The sequence below is a fragment of the Arthrobacter sp. SD1074B genome, assembly GCF_056780195.1.
The window spans coordinates 1331517-1351624 of sequence record NZ_JBRAZT010000001.1 but is presented as its reverse complement, the minus strand read 5'-3'; the positions used below and the strand labels follow the sequence as shown (position 1 = coordinate 1351624).

Here is a 20108-nt window from a genome sequence, read left to right as displayed (position 1 = left end):
GAACTCATCGGGTTTCCATCAGTTTTCTGACCCGCTTTCAGGTTGGACGGTTGTTGCTGCGGCCACCGGGGCGCCCGCTGCTTGCGTGCCTGCCGTGATCCGGCGTTCGACGTCGGCGGTCCCGGCTGCGCCGTTGAGGGCGCGTCCGAATGCACGGCGTTTGACCGCCAGTGCCAGGCACTGTTCGCTGGGGTGCAGCCATGCTCCCCGGCCGGCCATCCGGCGTCGTTCATCCACTACGACAGCGGATGAACCACTGGCGTCGGCGACGAGCCGGAGTAGCACCGACCGCGGACCCTTCTTCCGGCATCCGATGCAGGTGCGCTGCGGCTGATTCCCGAGGTGTTGCACTTCTGCCACTACGAGTATCTTCCTGCCAGTACGCATCTGCGGGCCCCGTGGCGTCCGGCTCAAAACCGGATGTGCCGGGGGCACGCGGATACCGGCCGTTAGGCGCGGTCATGTCTATTCTAGCCCCTCCGGCGCCCGGTGCCCGAAACGGGGCATGAATCGGGGAATTGGACGGCCCGGGGCGAGGACGCCGCGGGCCTGGCCCGCGGCGAGGCTATTTGTCGCGGTTCTCCGCGGCGTCGGAGACGATGTCGATCCGCCAACCGGTGAGCTTGGCGGCCAGACGCGCGTTCTGGCCTTCCTTGCCGATCGCGAGGGACAACTGGTAGTCCGGCACAACCACCCGTGCGGACCGTGTGGCCTCGTCCGTGATGGTGACGGAATTCACGCGCGACGGCGAGAGTGCACTGGCGATGAAGGTTGCCGGATCGTCGCTGTAGTCGACGATGTCGATCTTTTCGTCGTTCAACTCAGTCATCACGGCGCGGACGCGCGAACCCATTTCGCCGATGCAGGCGCCTTTGGCGTTGATGCCGGGGGTGTTCGCCTTTACCGCGATCTTGGTGCGGTGGCCGGCCTCGCGGGCCAGTGCCACGATCTCGACCGAACGGTCCGCGATCTCCGGGACTTCCAGTTCGAACAGCTTCCTGACCAGCCCCGGGTGGGATCGGGACAGCGTGATGGAGGGACCCTTGGTGCCGCGGTGCACGTCGATCACGAAAGCGCGCAGCCGGTTGCCATGGGTGTACTTCTCGCCGGGAACCTGCTCGGGCGGCGGCAGCAGTGCCTCCACCGTCCCGAGGTTGACCTGGATCATGTGCGGGTTGTTGCCCTGCTGGATGGTGCCCGCGACGAGTTCGCCCTCACGCCCCTTGAACTGGCCCAGCACGTTGTCGTCCTCGGCGTCGCGGAGGCGCTGCAGGATGATCTGCCGCGCGGTGCTCGCCGCAATGCGGCCGAAGCCGGCAGGGGTGTCCTCGAACTCGCCGATCGGCGCGCCGTCGTCGTCGATTTCGGTGGCCCAGATGGTCACGTGGCCGCTCTTGCGGTCCAGCTCCGCGCGGGCCTTTTCGAAGGCCCCCGGCGTCTTGTGGTAGGCCACCAGCAGGGCCTGCTCGATGGTCGGAATCAGGAGATCCAGCGGGATTTCACGCTCACGCTCCAGGAGTCTCAGTGCGCTCATGTCAATATCCATTAGGCCTCCTCGGAAGGTCCATTGTCGTTCTCCAGACCGGCCTCTTCGAGGTGGCTGAACTCTATCTCGACTTTTCCACTACGGATCCTGTCGAAAGGAAGCTTCACGGGATCGCCCTGCTTGGGCTTCATTCCCTTTTTGACCGTCAATTCCGGGACCAGGGTCACGCCGCCGTCGTCCACGGACTGGATGCGGCCGGTGACGTTGTCGCCCTGGATCACGTTGACCGTGACGAGGCGTCCCCGGGCACGGTGCCAGTGCCGTTCCTCGGTGAGCGGCCGCCCGACGCCGGGCGAGGACACCTCGAGGTCGTAGGGGCGCGAGTCGGTGCTGGGATCGTTGTCCAGAATGTCCGAGAGGGTCTTGGAAATTTCGGCGATGACGTCAAGGCTGACGCCGCCGGTCTCCTCCTGCGGCAGGTCCACCACTACGTGGACCACCCGGTTGGCGCCGGCGATGTGGATGGAAACGTCCTCCAGGTACAGCCGGTTCGCCAGGACTGCAGGCTCAAGAAGCGCGTGCAGGCGCTCGGCCTCCAGATTGTGAGCGGGCGCGGCGTCAGCCTTCCCCGTTCCGGTCCGGTCTGTCGAAGTCGTGGCTTCTGCGTTGGTCATGATGCCGCCCGCCTCCCGCTAGATGATGTTGTGTGTACTAGCCTAGCGATATTCCCGGCGCCGTGGTGCACTTCAGTTCCCGGCTGGCATGCCAACCATGACAACATGGTCTGTTGTGAAAGACGACAGCGGGGAAGAACGGCGGCGGGTCCGGGCGCCCCGACACCTCTCCCGGCTTGCCCTCCTCGTCTGCCTGGCCGTCGTGGTGGTGAGCCTGGGCATTGCGTTTAAGCCCGGAGCTCCGCCGAAACCCCCGGAACCGCCCTTTTCGGAGCAGGCGCGCTCCGCTGCCCTGGCCGCTGCCCTGCAGTTGCGGACGGCCGGCGAACAGCTAGGCGCCGCCCCCTCCGGCACCGCGGGCGCCGCTGCAACGGCCGCCGTCCGGCCCGCCGTGACACGTACTGTGAGTTTGCTGACAACGCAGGCCCGGGCCTTGCTGCGCCCCGGCCGGACGCCTTCTGCCACGCCGTCTCCGACGGATTCACCGACGCGCCCCGTCCCGGGCTCCGCCGCCGGGCTCGCCGCGGACCTCGCAGCAAGCGGCCGGCAACGGCTTGCCGATGCTGCCGCGGCCGACGGCGGAATGGCCAGGCTGCTGGCCGCCGTCGGGACCGCCCAGCTGGTTCAGTCATCCTCCCTCGCCGCCGCTGCCGGCGCCCCCGACCCTGCCGCGGCGTCCGCTGGCCCGGTCCCGGCGGTCCAGTCCCCCGCAGTCGGGTCCTGTCCCGCCGTGCCCGCGTCGCCGTCGGCCGCTCCCTTCCGCAGCAGCGCATCCGCCGCGGCGGACGCTGGCCGGCCGGACTCCGGCCTGCCGGGCGCCGACCTTCCGGACGCCCTGGCCGCCCTGATCCGCACCGAGCTGGAAGCTGTCTACGGCTACCAGGTCGCGCTGACCCGCTTGGACGGCGCAGCGGCAAAATCGGCCGCCGCCCAATTGATCCGGCACGAAGCCCTTCTCGCAGGAGCCGAAGCCCTCAGCCGGTCGCACTGCGCCCCCGTGCCGCACCGGGAACCCGGGTACGCCCTTGACCCGTCCTTCCTGGCCGCCCCGGGGCCCGGACTGGCAGCGCTGGAGGCCGCGTCGCTGCCCGCGTACGGGGATCTGGTCTCCCTCAGCGACGGCGAAACCCGGAAATGGGCCATCTCGGGGCTGCTCGGTGCCGCCCGCCGGTCCGTCCTCTGGGGCGCAAATCCCGGGCCGGTGCCGGGGCTGGCCGCCGATCCTGCGTCGTTCCCCACCCTGCCGCCGGACTGACGCCCGCCGCCCCGCTGGCCCGGCAAGGGCGGACTTACCTTGCTTAGCCTTCCAATACTGGTCAGCCGCGGCCGCCGGTGATTTGCTGTAGGCATGGAAACCAGCAGCGCAGCAGCCCTTCATGACAACGAGCCCCACCGCAACGACATCGCGCACCGCCTCAACTGGCTCCGCGCCGGCGTCCTGGGCGCGAACGACGGCATCGTCTCGGTCGCCGCGATCGTTGTCGGCGTCGCCGGTGTCACCACGGATTCCGGTCCGATCCTCATCGCGGGCGCCGCGGGCGTCGTGGGCGGCGCCATCTCCATGGCCCTGGGCGAGTACGTCTCGGTCAGCAGCCAGAAGGACAGCCAGCAGGCGCTGATCGAAAAGGAACGCCGCGAACTGGCCGAACAGCCGGAGGAAGAACTGGCCGAACTCGCCGCCATCTACCAGGGCAAGGGCCTCAGCGCGGATACCGCCCACCGGGTTGCCACCGAGCTGACCGCCCATGACGCCCTGGGCGCGCACCTGTCGGCCGAGCTGCACATTGACGAGACGGATATCGTCAGCCCCTGGCACGCCGCATTCGCCTCCGCCATTGCTTTCCTGGTCGGCGCCATCCTGCCGATGCTGGCCATCCTGCTGCCGCCGGAAAACATCCGCGTCCCGCTGACGTTCGCGGCCGTCCTCGTGGCGCTGGCCGCGACCGGAGCCATCGGCGCCTGGATCGGCGGAGGATCCAAGGCCCAGGCCGCGATCCGGGTGGTCATCGGCGGCGCCGCGGCACTTGTGGCGACCTTCCTGATCGGCAGCTGGCTGGGCGCCAGCGGCATCACCGCCTAAGCCCGGCAACTAGGCTGGAGGCGATGAGAAGCCCAGCAGCCGTCCCGATTCCGCCCGGACTCACCCGCCGCTACGGCAACAGTGCCGGGGGCCGCGCCTGGTTGGCGTCGCTCCCCCGGCTGATCGAGCAGTCCCTCGGCCAATGGCAGCTCAAGCCTGGCCTCGCTCCCGGCGCGCTGCCGTGGAACGGCCACGGCGCCGTCGTGATTCCGGTCTGCCGGGACGCCGGCCCCGGACCCGGGGAAGCTGCCGGGACAGCTGCCGTCCTCAAAATTGCCTATCCGCACGACGAAGCGCTCGTGGAACCGCAGGCCCTTGCCCTCTGGAACGGGCACGGGGCGGTCCGGCTGCTGGCCAACGACCCCGAGGCCGGTGCCTTGCTGCTGGAGCGGCTCGACGCCGGACGCTCCTTGCAGGATGTGCCGCTGGACGCCGCGGCCGCGGTGTGGGGCTCGGTGGTCCGCCAGCTGAGCCTGGCGCCGGACGCACGGCCGGAGTGGCGGAAATTCGAGCACGTGGCGGCCCGCGCCGAGCAATGGAGCGACGAGCTCCCGGAACGCTGGGAGCTGCTGGGCCGGCCCTTCCCGCGCTGGCTGTTGGAAGCAGCCCTGGAGGTCTGCCAGACCCGCGGCGCCGTCGGCCGGCGCTCCGGGACGGACGTACTGGTCCACACCGACCTGCATTTTCTCAACATCCTCGCCCGCTACGGCGCTCCGGCGCTGTCCAGTTCAGGAGGCGTCATGGCAGGCGGATTCAAGGCGATAGACCCTCAGCCCGCGGTCGGCGAAGCAGAGTTCGCGGTGGCCCCGCTGTTGTGGAACCGGCTGGCCGAGCTGCCCCGATCCGGCGCCGGAGAGGCCCTGCTGGAGCGCTGCTTCGACTTCAGCGCCGCCGCCGGCCTCGACGGCGAGACCGCCCGGCAGTGGACGGTGGCCCGCGAAGTGGAGAATGCCTTGGGGTACGCAGCCAAACGCAACCACGGCGGTGACGTCGCCCGCTCGCTCTGGGTCGCCAGCACCCTCGCCGGGAGGACCCTCGCCGGGCTGCCGGCCCCGCAGGAGCTGCCCGCGCCCGGGCAGGCCGTCAACCCCGCAGACTAGCCGTTCTGCCCTGCCCGGACGGCAGCCACGGCATCCCGCACGGCGTCGACGGCTGCTGCGACGTCGGCGTCGTCCGTGCTCCAGTTGCTCACGGAGATCCGCAGGATGTCGCGGTCCTGCCAGCGTGAGCCGGACATCCAGACCCGTCCCTCCGCGATGATCCGGGCCGTCACCGCACGGGTGGTGGCGTCGTCGCCAAATGCCAGCGAAACCTGGGTGTAGTCGACGTCGTTGAGCACTTCCACGCCGTCGAGGGCCGCCAGCCGCTCCGCCAGTTGCCTAGCGTTCAGTACGAGCCCCCGGACCTGGCCGGCGACCCCTTCCCGGCCCAGCGATTTCAGCGCGGCCCACACCGGCACGCCCCGCGCCCGGCGGGACAGCTCCGGAACGGACTCGAACGGATCGGCCGCGCCGTCCGCGTCCTGGATCAGGTAGCTGGTGTGCACGCCCATGGCCGAGCGCAGGGCCTGCGTATCGCGGACGACCGCGATCCCGCAGTCGTAGGGCACGTTGAGGGTTTTGTGCGCGTCGGTGCCCCAGGAGTCGGCGCCCGCTACCCCCGCGGTCAGGGCGGCGAGCTCCGGCACCGCGGCGGCCCAGAGTCCGAAGGCGCCGTCCACGTGGACCCAGGCGCCGTGGGCCTTTGCGACGGCGATGGCTTCCTTGAAGGGGTCAAACGCGCCGGAGTGCAGGTTCCCGGCCTGCAGGCAGACCAGCAGCGGGGCCCGGGCCGGTCCTCCGGCACCGTCTGGGGCGCCTCCTGGGGCGCCGGCCAGGGCGCGGTCGAGGGCGCAGTCGAGTTCGGCCGGGTCAATCCGGCCCTGCCGGTCCGCGGGGACCACCATGGGCCGGCCCAGCCCCAGGTACCGCAGGCCGAGGTCGATCGTGTCATGCCGTTCCTGGCCCACAAAGCAGTGGATGCGGGGTGCGCCGGCGAGGCCGTCGGCGTCGAGGTCCCAGCCGGCGTCGGCCATTAGCCGCCACCGCGCGGCGGCCAGGCCGGTGAAGTTGGCCATGGTGGCGCCGGTGGCGAAGCCGACGTCGGCCTCTTTGGGAAGGCCCAGCAGTTCGAGCAGCCAGTTGCCGGCGGCTTCCTCGATGGCTGCCGTGGCGGGGGTGGCGAACCGCAACCCGGCGTTCTGGTCCCAGGCGCTGACCAGCCAGTCCGCGGCCAGCGCGGCCGGCAGGGTGCCGCCGATGACCCAGCCGAAGAACCTCCCGGAGGGCATGGCCATCAGCCCGGGTTCGGCTTTCGTCGCGAGGTAGTCCACCACGTCGGCGGCCGGCGTCCCGGTCTCCGGCAGCGGGCCGCCGAAGTCGGAGGCCAGGCCGGCCGCGGTCAGCCGGGGGCCGACATGCCGTGTTTGCTGGCTCTCCAGCCACTGGCGTGCGTGCCGGGACGCGGCTGCCAGGGCATCACCGTAGCGTTCAACAGGTGCTGACATAGCTGCATGCTACGCCGGCTGCCGGTCAAGGGGCAGCCCCTCCGGGCAGTCCTTCGGGTCCGGCGCCGGGCGGGATCGGGCAGGACCGGCCCTCAGGCGAACGCGTCGTGCCAGACGTCGGAGCCGAGCTTGATGATCAGCGCTCCCACCACCACTAGGAACACGATCCGGATGAACTTGCTGCCCCGGCTCACGGCGGTCCGGGCACCGAGGTAGCCGCCGGCCATGTTAGCGGCGCCCAGGACCAGCCCCAGGCCCCACAGCAGCGAGCCATGCGGCAGGAAGAAGAGCAGGGCGCCTGCGTTGGTGGCCATGTTGACAATTTTGGCCTTGGCGCTGGCTTCCAGGAAGGCGTAGCCCATCGCGGACACCAGCGCGATGATCAGGAAGGATCCAGTGCCCGGGCCGATCATGCCGTCGTAAAAGCCGATTACGGCCCCGATCAGGCAGGCCACGACGTAGTGCCGGTGCCCGTCGTGCCGGAGTTTGGTCAGCTCCCCCACGTTGGGACGGAACGCGGTGAAGAGCGCGACGGCGACCAGCGCCGCCACGATGATCGGCTTGAACACGCTGGCCGGCAGGGATGCTGCCAGCACCGCCCCGCCGAAGCTGCCGGTCAGCGCGATTACCGCCATCGGCACCGCGGTGCGCAGGTCCGGGTGGACCCGCCGGTAGAAGGTGACGGCGCTGGTGGTGGTGCCGAAGATGGATCCCATCTTGTTCGTCGCCAGCGCCTGCACCGGGCTGATCCCGGGGATCAGCAACATGACCGGGAGCTGGATCAATCCGCCGCCGCCCACCACGGCATCCACCCAGCCGGCGGCGAACCCGGCCACCACCACCAGGATCAGCGTGGCGAGCTGGATCGACTCAAGTCCGGAGACCATCCCCTGCAACGCCGGCCGCGGTCAGTTGTTGCGGACGGCGTTGACCACGTAATCAACAGCCTTGTCCACGGGCACGTTCTCGGCGTTGCCGCTGCGGCGGTCCTTGATCTCCACGACGCCGTCCACCAGTCCGCGCCCGACGGCGAGGATGGTGGGGACGCCCACGAGCTCGGCGTCACCGAACTTGACGCCCGGGGACACCTTGGGGCGGTCGTCGTAGATGACCTCAAGGCCTGCGGCCTCCAGCTCAAGGGACAGCCGCTCGGCAGCCGCAAAGATCTCCTCGCCGCGGCCCACCGCGACGACGTGGACGTCCGCCGGCGCGACGGCGCGCGGCCAGACCAGGCCCTTGTCATCGTGGTTGGATTCGGCCAGGGCGGCCACCGCGCGGGTGACGCCGACGCCGTAGGAACCCATGGTCACGACGACCTGCTTGCCGTTCTGGTCCAGGACCTTCAAGTCCAGTGCCTCGGCGTACTTGCGGCCCAGCTGGAAGATATGCCCCATCTCGATGCCGCGGGCGGTTTCCAGCGGGCCGGAACCGTCCGGGGCCTCGTCGCCTGCGCGCACCTCGGTGCACTCGATCACGCCGTCCCAGCCGAAGTCGCGGCCGGCGACGAGGCCGAAAACGTGCTTGCCGGCCTCATTCGCGCCGGTGACCCAGGCGGAGCCGCTGACGACGCGGGGGTCAACCAGGAACAGCAGCTTCGAGGCACCTTCGGCACCGAGCAGCGGCTTGTCCAGGGACAAACCCGGGCCGATGTAGCCCTTGACCAGCAGGGGCTGCTTCTTGAGGTCTTCCTCGTTGGCTGCCTCGAGCGTGATTTCGCCGCCCATGGGCAGGAAGGCGCCGATGTTCGCTTCGACGCGCTTGAGGTCCACGCCGCGGTCGCCGGGCACGCCGATGACGACGAGCTGGCGTTCGCCGGTGGGCAGGGTGACGGCAAGGACCACGTTCTTGAGCGTGTCGGCGGCGGTCCAGGCGCCGCCGTCGGCGTCGCTGCGGGGCGCCAGCGTGTTGGCGGCGTCGACGAGCGTTTCGATCGTGGGTGTGTCCGGGGTGTCCCGCACCTCGGCGGCGGGGGCATTGGAAAAGTCGATGTCCGCGGGCACCACCGTGGTGACGGCCTCGACGTTGGCGGCGTAGCCTCCGGCGGAGCGCACGAAGGTGTCCTCGCCGATCTCGGTCGGGTGCAGGAATTCCTCGCTCTTGGATCCGCCCATGGCCCCGGCGGTGGCGGTGACCGGGACGACTTCGAGGCCGAGGCGCTCAAAGATCTTCAGGTACGCGCTGCGGTGCGCGGCGTAGCTGGCGTCCAGTCCGGCGTCGTCGACGTCGAAGGAGTAGGAGTCCTTCATGATGAATTCGCGGCCGCGCAGCAGGCCGGCCCGGGGACGGGCCTCGTCGCGGTACTTGTTCTGGATCTGGTAGATGCTCAGCGGCAGGTCCTTGTACGAGGAGTACAGGTCCTTGACCAGGAGGGTGAACATTTCCTCGTGCGTGGGGGCCAGCAGGTAGTCGTTGCCTTTGCGGTCCTTGAGCCGGAAGATGCCCTCGCCGTACTCGGTCCAGCGGTTGGTCGCCTCATAGGGCTCCTTGGGCAGCAGCGCCGGGAAGTGGACTTCCTGGGCACCGATCGCGGTCATTTCCTCGCGGATGATCTGCTCCACCCGGCGCAGCACGCTCAGCCCCAGCGGCAGCCAGGTGTAGATGCCCGGGGCCGCGCGGCGGATGTAGCCGGCCCGGACCAGCAGCCGGTGGCTGGCGACCTCGGCGTCGGCGGGGTCTTCACGCAGGGTGCGCAGGAACAGCTTGGAAAGTCGAAGGACCACTGGAAGGTATCCGTTTCTGAGGAAGTGCGGTGCGAACTGGGCATGACGAAAAATGTCCAGACACTAATCTACCGCCAAGCCGCGGGCCGGATTCCCGGCCGGCATGGGAAGAGCCACGCCATGACACGGAAGCCCCTGGCCGTTTCCGGCTGGTCATCCTGTGATGGCGTGGCCCCCGCGACCCCAGTGCCGCTAAATCCAGTGCTGCTGGTATACCTGATCCTGCCCTCTCGGGCGGTACCGGCAGCCACTGGTTGGTTCACCCCTGAGACCGCTCGCGCCTGCTCGGCGCGGCTAGCTAGAACCTATGTGATCCACGTCGCCAAAACAAGAGTCTGCAACCAGTTTTCTGTCAAAACTGCCTGTCAAGATCGTGTCTAGTAGAGCACGGTCGCGAAAGTTCCCACCTGGTGGAAACCGACGCGTTCGTAGCTGGCGCGGGCCCGGGTATTGAAGTCGTTCACGTACAGGCTGGTGACCGGCGCCAGGGTCTGGGCATGGACCACAACGGCGGCCATGTACCCGGCGCTCAGGCCCAGCCCGCGGTACGCGGGATTCATCCAGACCCCCTGGACCTGGGTAACGTCCGCTGTGACCGCCCCGAGCTCGGCCTTGAACACCACCTCGCCGTCCGTGCCCAAATGGACCAGCGAGTGGCCCGCCCGGATCAGTCCCCTAACCCGGCGGCTGTAGTAGTCGCGGCCGCCGAGGTACGGCGAGTAGCCGACTTCTTCCTCAAACATGGCTGCGCAGGCGGGGAGGATCCGGTCGAAGTCCGCGAGGTGGCCGAAGCCGAGGGCGGGGTTGGGCTCAATGTCAGGGGGGCCGTCGATGGTTAGGAGCGGCTGGTCCCCGCGGATTTCCTGGGCGGAGTGGCCCAGGTGTTCCAGCGCTGCGTGGAGCGCCAGGACCGTTCCGGCCGGGCCGAAGATCGATGCGAAGCGGCGCCCTGTCCGGTGCGCGGCGCCGGCCACCACGGCCGCCAGGTCCGGATCCAGCTGCACAGGCACGAGGTTGGCGCCGGCCCAGCACGCGCCCAGCAGCGCATCGCCGTCGAACACTCCGAAGATGCTGGCGCCGCCCGCGGTGGGCGACGCCGTTCCGGCGGTCTCGAGGTGGGAGAGGATGAAGACGTTGGCGACGGCGTCCTGCCGCGCCAGGTCCAGCAGGCCAGTTGTGTCCGCACCCGTGAGGACCCGGACAGTGGTGCCGGCGCCGTCCCTACGAGACGCTAACCACGGGGCTACCCGGGACAGCATCTTCGCCATCGGACTCCCCCATCTCTTCAGCGAGACGCATGGCCTCTTCGATCAGTGTCTCAACAATCTGGTCTTCCGGGACAGTCTTGATGACCTCGCCCTTGACGAAGATCTGGCCCTTGCCGTTGCCGGAGGCCACGCCAAGATCTGCCTCCCGCGCCTCGCCGGGGCCGTTCACCACGCAGCCCATCACGGCGACGCGCAGCGGGACCTCCATGCCCTCCAGGCCCGCAGTAACCTGCTCGGCCAGCGTGTAGACGTCCACCTGGGCGCGGCCGCAGGACGGGCAGGAGACAATCTCGAGCTTGCGCGGGCGCAGGTTCAGCGACTGCAGGATCTGGTTCCCCACCTTGATCTCCTCCACCGGCGGGGCGGAGAGGGAGACCCTGATGGTGTCGCCGATGCCGCGGGAAAGCAACGCGCCGAAGGCGGTGGCGGACTTGATGGTGCCCTGGAACGCCGGACCTGCCTCGGTCACGCCGAGGTGCAGCGGCCAGTCGCCCTTTTCGGCCAGCATCTCGTAGGCGGCCACCATGATGACGGGGTCGTTGTGCTTGACCGAGATCTTGAAGTCGTGGAAGCCGTGCTCTTCGAACAGCGAGGCTTCCCAGACGGCGGATTCCACCAGGGCTTCCGGGGTCGCCTTGCCGTACTTCTTGAGGATGCCCGGCTCCAGCGAGCCGGCATTGACGCCGATCCGGATCGAGGTGCCGTGGTCCTTGGCTGCGCGGGCGATTTCCTTGACCTGGTCATCGAACTTGCGGATGTTGCCCGGGTTGACGCGGACCGCGGCACATCCGGCCTCGATCGCTGCGAAGACGTACTTCGGCTGGAAGTGGATGTCGGCGATCACCGGGATCTGCGACTTCCTGGCGATGATCGGCAGGGCCTCGGCGTCGTCGGCGGAGGGGCACGCCACCCGGACAATGTCGCAGCCGGAGGCCGTCAGTTCGGCGATCTGCTGCAGGGTGGCGTTGATGTCCGTGGTCGGAGTGGTGGTCATCGACTGCACGCTGATCGGCGAGTCGGATCCGACCCCGACCGAGCCGACCTTGATCTGGCGGGTCTTCCGGCGCGGGGCGAGAACGGGGGGCGGTGCCGACGGCATTCCCAGGCTGACCGAGGTCACGTGGACTCCTCTGTGTGTGTAATTCTAAGTCGAACGATCGATGGGGGCAGGCGGTGCGGGCTAGGCGGAGTGCCCGGCGAGCAGGCCGGTCACCGGCGCCCAGACCATCGTGCGGGTGCCGGAGATGGCGCCGGCGCCGGCGAAGGGGTCCTGCTTGAGGAGGTCGTTCAGGGCCTGCTCGTCGGCCGCCTTGAAGATGAGCAGGGCGCCGGCACCGTCCGTGTAGGGGCCGCTGGCGAGGAGTGTGCCGTTCTGCGCAAGTTCCGCGGTCCATTCGCGGTGGGCCGGGCGGGCGGCGTCGCGGGTTTCGGCGGATTCGGCGTCGTATACGTACTCAACAGCAAAAACAGTCATACGGATACCCTATCCCCTGTCCGGCGCGTCAGCCGAGCAGGAGCACCTTGACCAGGGCCGCGACGCCGGCCGCCCACAGCAGCGAGGTGAGGGTGCCGATGATGAACCGTTCCGCGGCCACCGGCGTTTCCTTCAGTTCGGCGAAGCGTCCGAGGCCTTTGATGGCGACGACGTAGGCGATGGCGACGGGCTGGCCGGTCAGGATGGCCAGGCAGACGGCCAGCCGTTCGAGCACGCCGATGATCGCGCCGCCGCGCAGGATGCGGGTACCGGCTTCCGGCGCCGCCGGAACCTGCCCCGGCCCGCCGGCACCGGCTTCGACGGGGGCCGCCGGCCGGGTGATTTCGCCGTCGACCGTTCCGTCCGGCGTTGCGTCGGCCGCGGGGCCGCCGCCGGCGGTACTGGCGGCGCCTGCGGCGTCGGCCCGGGTGTCCGAGCGGTCATCGATGGTCCGGGCGAGCCGGAACACCAGGGCGGTGACCGGCCAGCCGACGAACCCGGCGACCAGCAGGGCCAGCGTGATCCAGAGGGCGTTCACCGGTCTCCTTCGTTACGTTTCTGCCCGGCGGCGTTCTGCCGGGCGGCGTTGTCCGGCCCGGCGGCCAGGCCGTGGGCCAGGTCCAGCAGCATTTCCGCCGCGGGCCTCGCCGCCCATTCTTCCTGCCAGCCCGAGCGGAGCAGCGCACGGCTCACCGATTGTTCTGTGATTCCCAGTTGCCGGGCGGCGATCTTCTGCGTCCCGTGGGCAGCGGCGTGCCCCTTCCGGAGGCCGCGCAGCACGTCGACCACCTTCCATTGCGCAGCGGTCCGGTCCTGGACGAGGCGTCCGATCAGCCGCAGCACTGCTTCGGCGGCAGAACATTCCCGGGCTCCCGGCGGACCCCCGGCCGGGTTGTTGTCCGGGTTGGCGGCCGGGGCTCCGGCGCCCGGCCCTCGCTGGCTGCCGGCGGCGACCACCGCGAGCGGCACGTGCGGGGCAGCGGATTTGGCTCTTTCCACCGCGAGGCGGGCCGCAACGAAAGCCGGTCCCGACCCCTCCCGCGGGCTGGCCGGCAGCGGGAGGTCCACCGGGCCCACCCCAATGCCCACGTACCAGCGGCCGCTGCGGAGGGCGTGCAGGGCGATCGCCACGACGTCTTCCGGGTGCTCCGGCACACCCTGGAGCTCGTCGCCCACGGTGCGCTCGAAGCGCGTGCGGGGGCACAGCTCCGCCAGTTCCGCCAGCAGCGCCGGAACGCGGTCGACGTCGGCGGTGCTGCCGCGCTGGTCGATGGTCATTACGTACATAGACCAACCCTAGGCGGCTGATTCCCATAGATCAACCATTTATAACTGATTATTGAAAATCAGCCGAAATAAGCTAAATCACGATGGTCAGCCCGTTCCGGTTAACTGGACCGGATCCGGCGTCGTCCACGGGCGACGTTCCCGCCCGGTTGTTGCGAACCGGGACGCCCGGCGCCCCCGGAGTTCCGCGGCTCAATGGCGCGGAGCCGACGTCCTGCCGGGTTTAACCGGGCGGGAACGTCTACCCGGCGGGGCCTAGCCGAAGAGGTCGACCGGTTTGACGATGTCCGCATAGATCAGCAGCGCGCCCATCCCCATCAGCAGCGCGGCCACCACGTAGGTCACCGGCAGCAGCTTGGCGATGTCGAACGCGCCCGGGTCCGGCCGGCCCAACAGCTTGGCGATCCGGCGTCGGGCGCCCTCGTAAAGTGCCCCGGCAACGTGGCCGCCGTCGAGCGGCAACAGCGGGACGAGGTTGAAGACGGCCAGCGCGAAATTGAGCCCGGCGAGCAGCCCGACCAGGGCGGCCAGGCGGCTCTGCAGCGGAATTTGTTCCATGGCGGCGACTTCGCCGGCCACCCGGCCCACCCCGACAACGCTGATGGGGCCGTTGGGGTCGCGGGGCTCTTCGCTGAAGGCGGCCTGCGCCACCCCGGCCACCCGGGCCGGGAGGTTCAGGACGACGCCGGCGATCTGCTGGATGTTCTCTCCGGCCATGGGCAGCACGGCCGACGCCGGCTGCTGCACCAGGGCGGTCTGGGCACCGATGCCGAGGAATCCGACGTCCTGGTACTGGAGCTTGCCCTCGGCATCCTTGGCCTGCCGGCCGTCCGCGCCGACGACCGGGCGCGCGGACAGCACCGGGGTGACGGTGGTGGTGACCGGCGAGCCGTCGCGCTCCACCGTGATGCTGACCTGCCTGCCGGCGGAGGAGCGGATCCAGCCGGTCAGTTCTTCCCAGCTGGTGACGGCCTTGCCGTCAAAGGACGTGATGCGGTCGTTGGGCTTGAGCCCGGCGGCGGCCGCGGGGGTGGGCTTGCAGTCGGCGGAGTTGGGATCCACCGTCTCGCCTGCTTTGACCTGGCACTTGGACACGTCGGCGATGGTGGTGGTGGACGCGGACACGCCGAACCCCATCAACAGCACGGCGGTCAGGATGACGCCGATCAGCAGGTTCATCGCCGGGCCGCCGAGCATGATGATGATCTTTTTCCAGACCGGGAGCCGGTAGAAGACCCGGTTTCCGTCCTCGGGGCCGATTTCCTCATGCGCCAGGGAACGGGCGTCGGCCGCGAGGGACTGGAACATCCCGGTGCTGGAGGGCCGGACGCTGCCGTCGGTCTTGTTGGGCGGGTACATGCCGATCATGGATACAAAGCCGCCCAGCGGGATCGCCTTGATGCCGTACTCGGTCTCGCCCCGGCGCTTGGACCAGAGGGTGGGGCCGAAGCCGATCATGTACTTGGTGACACGCACCTTGAAGAGCTTGGCCGGGACGAGATGCCCCACCTCGTGCAGGGCGATGGACACGGCAATGCCGATCACGACGAAGACGACGCCGAGGATAAAGAGGACAACGGGGCTCATGCTGGGTTTTGCTACTTCCTGGGCATTGGTCGGCTACTTCTTAGGCACTTCCCACGGCCAAACGCTCGAGGGTCCGCGCGCGTGCCCACTGTTCAGCATCCAGCACGGATTCGACCGTCAACCCGGAGGATCCTGAGTGCTCGCTGAGGACGGCTTCGATCGTATCGACAATATCGGTGAAGCGGATCCGGCCGGCATGGAAGGCCGTCACGGCTTCCTCGTTGGCGGCGTTGAAGACGGCCGGGAACGTGCTCCCCCGCCGGGCCGCTTCCTTGGCGAGGCCGACGGCGGGGAACGCCCGGGTGTCCAGCGGTTCAAAGGTCCAGCTGGTGGCCTGGCTCCAGTCGCAGGGCCGCGCGGCCCCGGCCACCCGGTCCGGCCAGCCCAGGCCCAAGGCGATAGGCAGGCGCATGTCCGGCGGCGAGGCCTGGGCGATGGTGGACCCGTCCACGAACTGGACCATGGAGTGCACCACCGACTGCGGATGGACCACGACGTCGATCCGCTCCAGCGGGATATCGAAGAGCAGGTGGGCCTCGATGACTTCCAGGCCCTTGTTGACCAGGCTCGCCGAGTTGGTGGTGACCATCAGGCCCATGTCCCAGGTGGGGTGCGCCAAGGCATCGCGGGGCGTGACGTCGCGGAGCTGTTCGCGCGTCATGCCGCGGAAGGGGCCGCCGGAGGCTGTCAGCACCAGTCGGTCCACCTCGGCGGCGGTGCCGGAGCGCAGGCACTGCGCAATGGCGGAGTGTTCGGAGTCGACCGGGACGATCTGGCCTTCGCGGGCGGCCGCCTTGACCAGGGCGCCGCCCACGATCAGGGATTCCTTGTTCGCCAGGGCCAGGGTGGCACCGGACTTCAGCGCGGCGAGGGTGGGGGCGAGTCCGATCGAGCCGGTGATGCCGTTGAGCACCACGTCGGCGGGGATTTCCGCGATCCGGGTGGAGGCGTCCGGACCGGTGATGATCTCCGGACGGTAGCCGGAGACACCGGCCGCACGGGCAGCGTCGTCGATCAGCTGCTGGAGGGTCGCCGCGTCCCCGCTGGCGACGCCGACGGCCCGGGCCCGGGTGTGCACGGCCTGCCCGGCGAGGAGTTCGAGGTTGCCGCCGCCGGCACTGAGGGCCACGATCTCAAAGAGGTGCGGGGCGCCGTCGACGACGTCGATGGCCTGGGTGCCGATGGACCCCGTGGATCCGAGGAGGACGATTGTGCGCGGCTGCATGGCTTAAGTATCCCGCACCGCGGACCCTGCCCGGGGCGGTGCCCGAGGCGGCAGCTCGCGGCAGTGTGGGGGCTGCGCATCCCCGCGAAGTGCCACTTCGACGCCCGCGGCCCGGAGCGCAGGCGTAACGTGGTGACCGTGGAGTGGACGGCCTGGTTTGACGCGCCGGAGTATGAGTTCGCCCGGCAGGTGCTTCAGCGCGGCGTCGCCGCCGTGTACTTCGTGGCGTTTCTGTCCTCGCTCAACCAGTTTCCGGCTCTCCTCGGCGAGCGCGGGCTGCTGCCTGTCCCGGACTTCCTGGCGCGTTCGCGCCGCCTGCGCCGGCCGACCCTGTTCAGCTGGCGCTATTCGGACCGGCTGCTGCGGGCGGTCTGCGTGGCCGGCCTGCTGATGGCCGCCGCGCTCGTGGCTGGCCTGCCGCAGCAGGGGCCGCCGTGGGTTCCCCTGCTGGCGTTCCTGGCGCTGTGGCTGCTGTACATGTCAATCGTCAACGTGGGACAGACGTTCTACGGCTTCGGCTGGGAGATGCTGCTGCTGGAGGCCGGCTTCATCGTGGCGTTCCTCGGCTCCGACCAGATTCCTCCGCCAAGGACCATCCTGATCATGCTGGCGTGGCTGCTCTTCCGGCTTGAGTTCGGCGCGGGCATGATCAAAATCCGCGGCGGCCAGGAATGGCGCGACCTGACAGCCCTGTACTACCACCACGAGACCCAGCCGATGCCCGGCCCGCTCAGCAGGCAGGCCCACCTGCTGCCCAAGGCCTGGCACCGGCTCGAGGTCCTCGGCAACCATTTCGCCCAGCTGGTGGTGCCGTTCTTCCTCTTTGCACCGCAGCCGCTGGCCAGCGCGGCGGCGGCCATCATTATCTTCACCCAGCTCTGGCTGGTGGCGAGCGGAAATTTCGCGTGGCTCAACTGGATGGCGATCCTGCTCGCCTTCGCCGCGGTCAGCGACCCGGTGGCGCACGCCCTGGTCCCCGCCCTTCCGCTCGACCGGCCATGGCCCGTGGTGGCCGGCGCTGGCCCGGGCGGCGGCAGCCAGGCGCCGGTGGCGTGGCTAGTGGCCGTCCTCCTGGCCACCGTCTTGTTGCTGGTACTCAGCTACCGCCCGGCCGCGAACCTTTTCTCCCGCGACCAGCTGATGAATGCGGCCTTCAACCGGTGGCAGCTCGGGAACACCTACGGCGCGTTCGGCTCGGTCACCCGGCACCGGATCGAGATCGTGGTGGAAGGAACTCTCGCCCCGGAGCCGGACTCGGCTGCGGACTGGCGGGAATACGGCTTCCGGGGCAAGCCGGGCGATGTCCGCCGGATTCCCCGGCAGTGGGCCCCCTACCACCTGCGCCTTGACTGGCTGATGTGGTTCCTCCCGCTGCGGACCGTCCACGAGCAGTGGTTTTACGCCTTCCTGGCGAAGCTGCTGGAGGCGGACCGCGCCACCCTGAAGCTGTTGCGGCACGATCCATTCGCCGGAGCCCGTCCGCACTGGGTCCGTGCCGTCAGCTATCTGTACCGTTTCGCGACCCGGGCCGAGTTCCGGGAAACGGGCCAGCGCTGGATCCGGATCCCGCTGGGAGAGTCCATTCCGCCGCTGGCGCTGCCCCCGGAGGGCCGGGGTGGGCAGGACAGCCCAGGACGCTGACACCCCGTCGGACGCCATTGGCCGAATGGTGGTTCCCATTCCGGCCAATGGCGTCGAATCAATACGGACCCCGCCTAAACGGAGAGGGATTCCCTTTCCGGAGCCGCTTCCAGGGCGGCCTGCCGGCGGCGCAGCCACCAGGATGCCAGGAAGATCAGCGCCATGGTCGTGTAGACCACAACGGCGAACGGCGTGGAGAACAGGGCCGAGGGGTCGTTCTGGGAGAGCTGCAGCGAGCGCCGCAGCTGTACCTCGAACATCGGCCCGAGGATCATCGCCACCACCATGGGCGCCACCGGGTACCCGTAGCGGCGCATGAAGTAGCCCAGGATGCCCACCACCAGCAGGACGCCGACGTCGCTCGGCGAGAAGTTCACCGAGAACGCGCCCAGCGCGGCGAAGACCAGGATGCCGGAGTAAAGGTAGGGCCGCGGGATCTGCAGGATCTTCACCCAGAGGCCCACTAGGGGCAGGTTGAGCACCAGCAGCATCAGGTTGCCCACGTACAACGAGGCGATCAGCGTCCAGACCAGGGCCCCCTGGTTTTCAAACAGGAGCGGCCCGGGCTGGATCTGGTAACGCTGGAAAGCCGTCAGCATCATGGCTGCGGTGGCCGTCGTCGGGATGCCCAGGGTCAGCAGCGGCACCAGGACGCCGGCGGCGGCAGCGTTGTTGGCCGCCTCCGGTCCGGCGACGCCCTCAATCGCGCCCTTGCCGAACTGCGCCTTGTTGGCGCCCTTCGCGAGCTTCCGCTCGGCCGCGTAGGACAGGAAGGTGGACACGTCCGCGCCGCCGGCCGGCACGGTACCGATGGGGAAGCCGATGAAGGTTCCGCGCAGCCACGGCTTCCAGGACCGCTTCCAGTCCTCCTTGGACAGCCAGGCGTTCTTGCCCTTGCTGACCGGGATGACTTCGACCGGGCCGTGCCGCAGCTTGGACGCGACGTACAGCGCCTCGCCGAGGGCGAAGAGGCCCACCGCCACCAGGACCATATCGATGCCGTCCACCAGGTTGGGATTGTCGAAGGTGAACCGCTGCTGGGCCGTGCTGTCATCGATGCCGATCAGGCCGATGAAAAGCCCGAGGGCCAGGGACGCCAGTCCGCGGAGCACCGAGGCCCCCAGCAGCGCGCCCACGGTCAAAAAGGCCACCACCATCAGCGCGACGTAGTCCACCGGGCCGAGTCCGACGGCGAGTTCGGCCACCACCGGGGCGAGGAAGGACAGCAGCACGGTGGCGATGGTGCCGGCGATGAACGAGCCAATCGCCGCCGTCGCCAGCGCCGCAGCACCCCTGCCGGCCTTCGCCATCTTGTTGCCCTCGAGCGCGGTGACGATCGAGGAGGACTCGCCCGGGGTGTTGAGCAGGATGGACGTGGTGGAGCCGCCGTACATGCCGCCGTAGTAGATTCCGGCGAAGACGATCAGGGCCGCCGCAGGGTCCAGGGCGTAGGTGATCGGCATCAGCAGGGCCACCGTCATGGCGGGGCCGATGCCAGGCAGCACGCCGACGGCGGTGCCGACGAAGACGCCGCCCAGCGCGTACAGCAGGTAGACCGGCTGGAGCGCCGTCGCGAACCCTTCGAGCAGGAGCATAAAACTATCCATGGAAGAAGGGCACCTCCTCGAGCAGCGGGCCCGGCGGAAGCGAGACGCCCAACAGGCCGCCGAAAACGTACTGCAGCACGAGGGCCATGATCAACGAGACCATGATGGCCTTCCACAGCGGCTTCGCTTCCAGGGTCCAGGCGGCACCGCTGAACAGCACGGCCGCTGCCACGGGCCAGCCCGCAGGTTCGATCAGGAAGATATGCAGCACCACAAAGCCGACGAGCTTGGCCAGGGCGGTCCAGTCCGTCTTGGCCGTGACGTCGAGGTCTTCGCCTTCCTCGGCCTGCCCGACCTTGCCGCGCAGGACCTGGACGACGATTCCGGCGCCGACCAGCACCAGCATGCTGCAGACGATGTAAGGGAAGGCCCGCGGGCCGATGCCGGTCTCCGACGGCGGGATCGGGATGGATCCCGCCGTCAGGAGCCCTGCCGCGCCCACGCTGACGAACAACAGGGCGAAGAGGATCTCCCCCGTCGGCCGCCTGGCGGGCGTAACAACGTGCGAAGACAT

Annotated in this window: 19 protein-coding genes; 4 read left to right on the top strand and 15 right to left on the bottom strand. The window is 69.2% G+C overall.

All coding sequences use genetic code 11. From position 1 onward, the window contains the following. Positions 1–18: 18 nt before the first annotated feature. The 3 genes from ACUYM2_RS06265 to ACUYM2_RS06255 form a co-directional block, all read right to left on the bottom strand. Complete coding sequence (locus tag ACUYM2_RS06265; protein ID WP_481599294.1) at positions 19–387, bottom strand: YlxR family protein; 369 nt, start codon at positions 385–387, stop codon at positions 19–21. Between the two features lie 178 nt (positions 388–565). Continuing rightward, entirely contained in the window at positions 566–1546 is a 981-nt protein-coding gene (gene nusA, locus ACUYM2_RS06260; RefSeq protein ID WP_346959300.1) for a transcription termination factor NusA, read from the bottom strand. Continuing rightward, on the bottom strand, positions 1546–2160 hold the full coding sequence (locus ACUYM2_RS06255; protein ID WP_481599293.1) for a ribosome maturation factor RimP: 615 nt from the start codon (positions 2158–2160) through the stop codon (positions 1546–1548). The genes nusA and ACUYM2_RS06255 overlap by 1 nt, the downstream gene beginning before the upstream one ends. 115 nt (positions 2161–2275) lie before the next feature. Here ACUYM2_RS06255 and ACUYM2_RS06250 point away from each other — a divergent pair, with 115 nt between their 5' ends. From ACUYM2_RS06250 to ACUYM2_RS06240, 3 genes are all read left to right on the top strand, one after another. Then, the gene (locus ACUYM2_RS06250; protein WP_481599292.1) at positions 2276–3415 is read left to right on the top strand and encodes a ferritin-like domain-containing protein; all 1140 of its coding nucleotides are present in this window, start codon (positions 2276–2278) and stop codon (positions 3413–3415) included. 93 nt (positions 3416–3508) lie between these two features. After that, the gene (locus tag ACUYM2_RS06245) at positions 3509–4240 is read left to right on the top strand and encodes a VIT1/CCC1 transporter family protein (protein ID WP_481599291.1); all 732 of its coding nucleotides are present in this window, start codon (positions 3509–3511) and stop codon (positions 4238–4240) included. Positions 4241–4263: 23 nt separating this feature from the next. Beyond that, a complete protein-coding gene (locus ACUYM2_RS06240; RefSeq protein WP_481599290.1) occupies positions 4264–5340 on the top strand; it encodes an aminoglycoside phosphotransferase family protein in 1077 nt (358 codons plus the stop codon). Here the strand turns inward: ACUYM2_RS06240 and ACUYM2_RS06235 are convergent. The 10 genes from ACUYM2_RS06235 to dxr form a co-directional block, all read right to left on the bottom strand. Then, a complete protein-coding gene (locus ACUYM2_RS06235) occupies positions 5337–6785 on the bottom strand; it encodes a pyridoxal phosphate-dependent decarboxylase family protein (protein ID WP_481599289.1) in 1449 nt (482 codons plus the stop codon). The two genes, ACUYM2_RS06240 and ACUYM2_RS06235, sit on opposite strands and share 4 nt — an antisense overlap. Before the next feature lie 92 nt (positions 6786–6877). Further along, on the bottom strand, positions 6878–7672 hold the full coding sequence (locus ACUYM2_RS06230) for a sulfite exporter TauE/SafE family protein (protein ID WP_481599288.1): 795 nt from the start codon (positions 7670–7672) through the stop codon (positions 6878–6880). A gap of 21 nt (positions 7673–7693) precedes the next feature. Further along, the gene (locus ACUYM2_RS06225; RefSeq protein WP_481599287.1) at positions 7694–9505 is read right to left on the bottom strand and encodes a proline--tRNA ligase; all 1812 of its coding nucleotides are present in this window, start codon (positions 9503–9505) and stop codon (positions 7694–7696) included. Between the two features lie 377 nt (positions 9506–9882). Further along, on the bottom strand, positions 9883–10764 hold the full coding sequence (locus ACUYM2_RS06220) for a GNAT family N-acetyltransferase (protein ID WP_481601420.1): 882 nt from the start codon (positions 10762–10764) through the stop codon (positions 9883–9885). Then, the gene (ispG, locus tag ACUYM2_RS06215) at positions 10727–11893 is read right to left on the bottom strand and encodes a flavodoxin-dependent (E)-4-hydroxy-3-methylbut-2-enyl-diphosphate synthase (RefSeq protein WP_346959291.1); all 1167 of its coding nucleotides are present in this window, start codon (positions 11891–11893) and stop codon (positions 10727–10729) included. The genes ACUYM2_RS06220 and ispG overlap by 38 nt, the downstream gene beginning before the upstream one ends. A 60-nt stretch (positions 11894–11953) precedes the next feature. After that, entirely contained in the window at positions 11954–12247 is a 294-nt protein-coding gene (locus ACUYM2_RS06210) for a YciI family protein (RefSeq protein ID WP_481599286.1), read from the bottom strand. 28 nt (positions 12248–12275) lie between these two features. Beyond that, positions 12276–12785, bottom strand: coding sequence for a hypothetical protein (locus ACUYM2_RS06205; RefSeq protein ID WP_481599285.1), 510 nt, complete (start codon positions 12783–12785; stop codon positions 12276–12278). Next, on the bottom strand, positions 12782–13534 hold the full coding sequence (locus ACUYM2_RS06200) for a MarR family transcriptional regulator (protein ID WP_481599284.1): 753 nt from the start codon (positions 13532–13534) through the stop codon (positions 12782–12784). Before ACUYM2_RS06200 ends, ACUYM2_RS06205 begins: the two co-directional genes overlap by 4 nt. 255 nt (positions 13535–13789) lie before the next feature. Continuing rightward, positions 13790–15121, bottom strand: coding sequence for a M50 family metallopeptidase (locus ACUYM2_RS06195; protein ID WP_481599283.1), 1332 nt, complete (start codon positions 15119–15121; stop codon positions 13790–13792). Between the two features lie 40 nt (positions 15122–15161). Continuing rightward, positions 15162–16346, bottom strand: coding sequence for a 1-deoxy-D-xylulose-5-phosphate reductoisomerase (dxr, locus tag ACUYM2_RS06190; protein WP_481599282.1), 1185 nt, complete (start codon positions 16344–16346; stop codon positions 15162–15164). Between the two features lie 138 nt (positions 16347–16484). On the opposite strand from dxr, the gene ACUYM2_RS06185 reads away from it, so the two are divergent. Next, a complete protein-coding gene (locus ACUYM2_RS06185) occupies positions 16485–17987 on the top strand; it encodes a lipase maturation factor family protein (RefSeq protein WP_481599281.1) in 1503 nt (500 codons plus the stop codon). 74 nt (positions 17988–18061) lie between these two features. Here ACUYM2_RS06185 and ACUYM2_RS06180 read toward each other — a convergent pair whose 3' ends face one another. Together ACUYM2_RS06180 and ACUYM2_RS06175 are read right to left on the bottom strand one after the other, a co-directional pair. After that, complete coding sequence (locus ACUYM2_RS06180; RefSeq protein WP_481599280.1) at positions 18062–19594, bottom strand: tripartite tricarboxylate transporter permease; 1533 nt, start codon at positions 19592–19594, stop codon at positions 18062–18064. Continuing rightward, entirely contained in the window at positions 19587–20108 is a 522-nt protein-coding gene (locus tag ACUYM2_RS06175) for a tripartite tricarboxylate transporter TctB family protein (RefSeq protein ID WP_481599279.1), read from the bottom strand. The genes ACUYM2_RS06180 and ACUYM2_RS06175 overlap by 8 nt, the downstream gene beginning before the upstream one ends.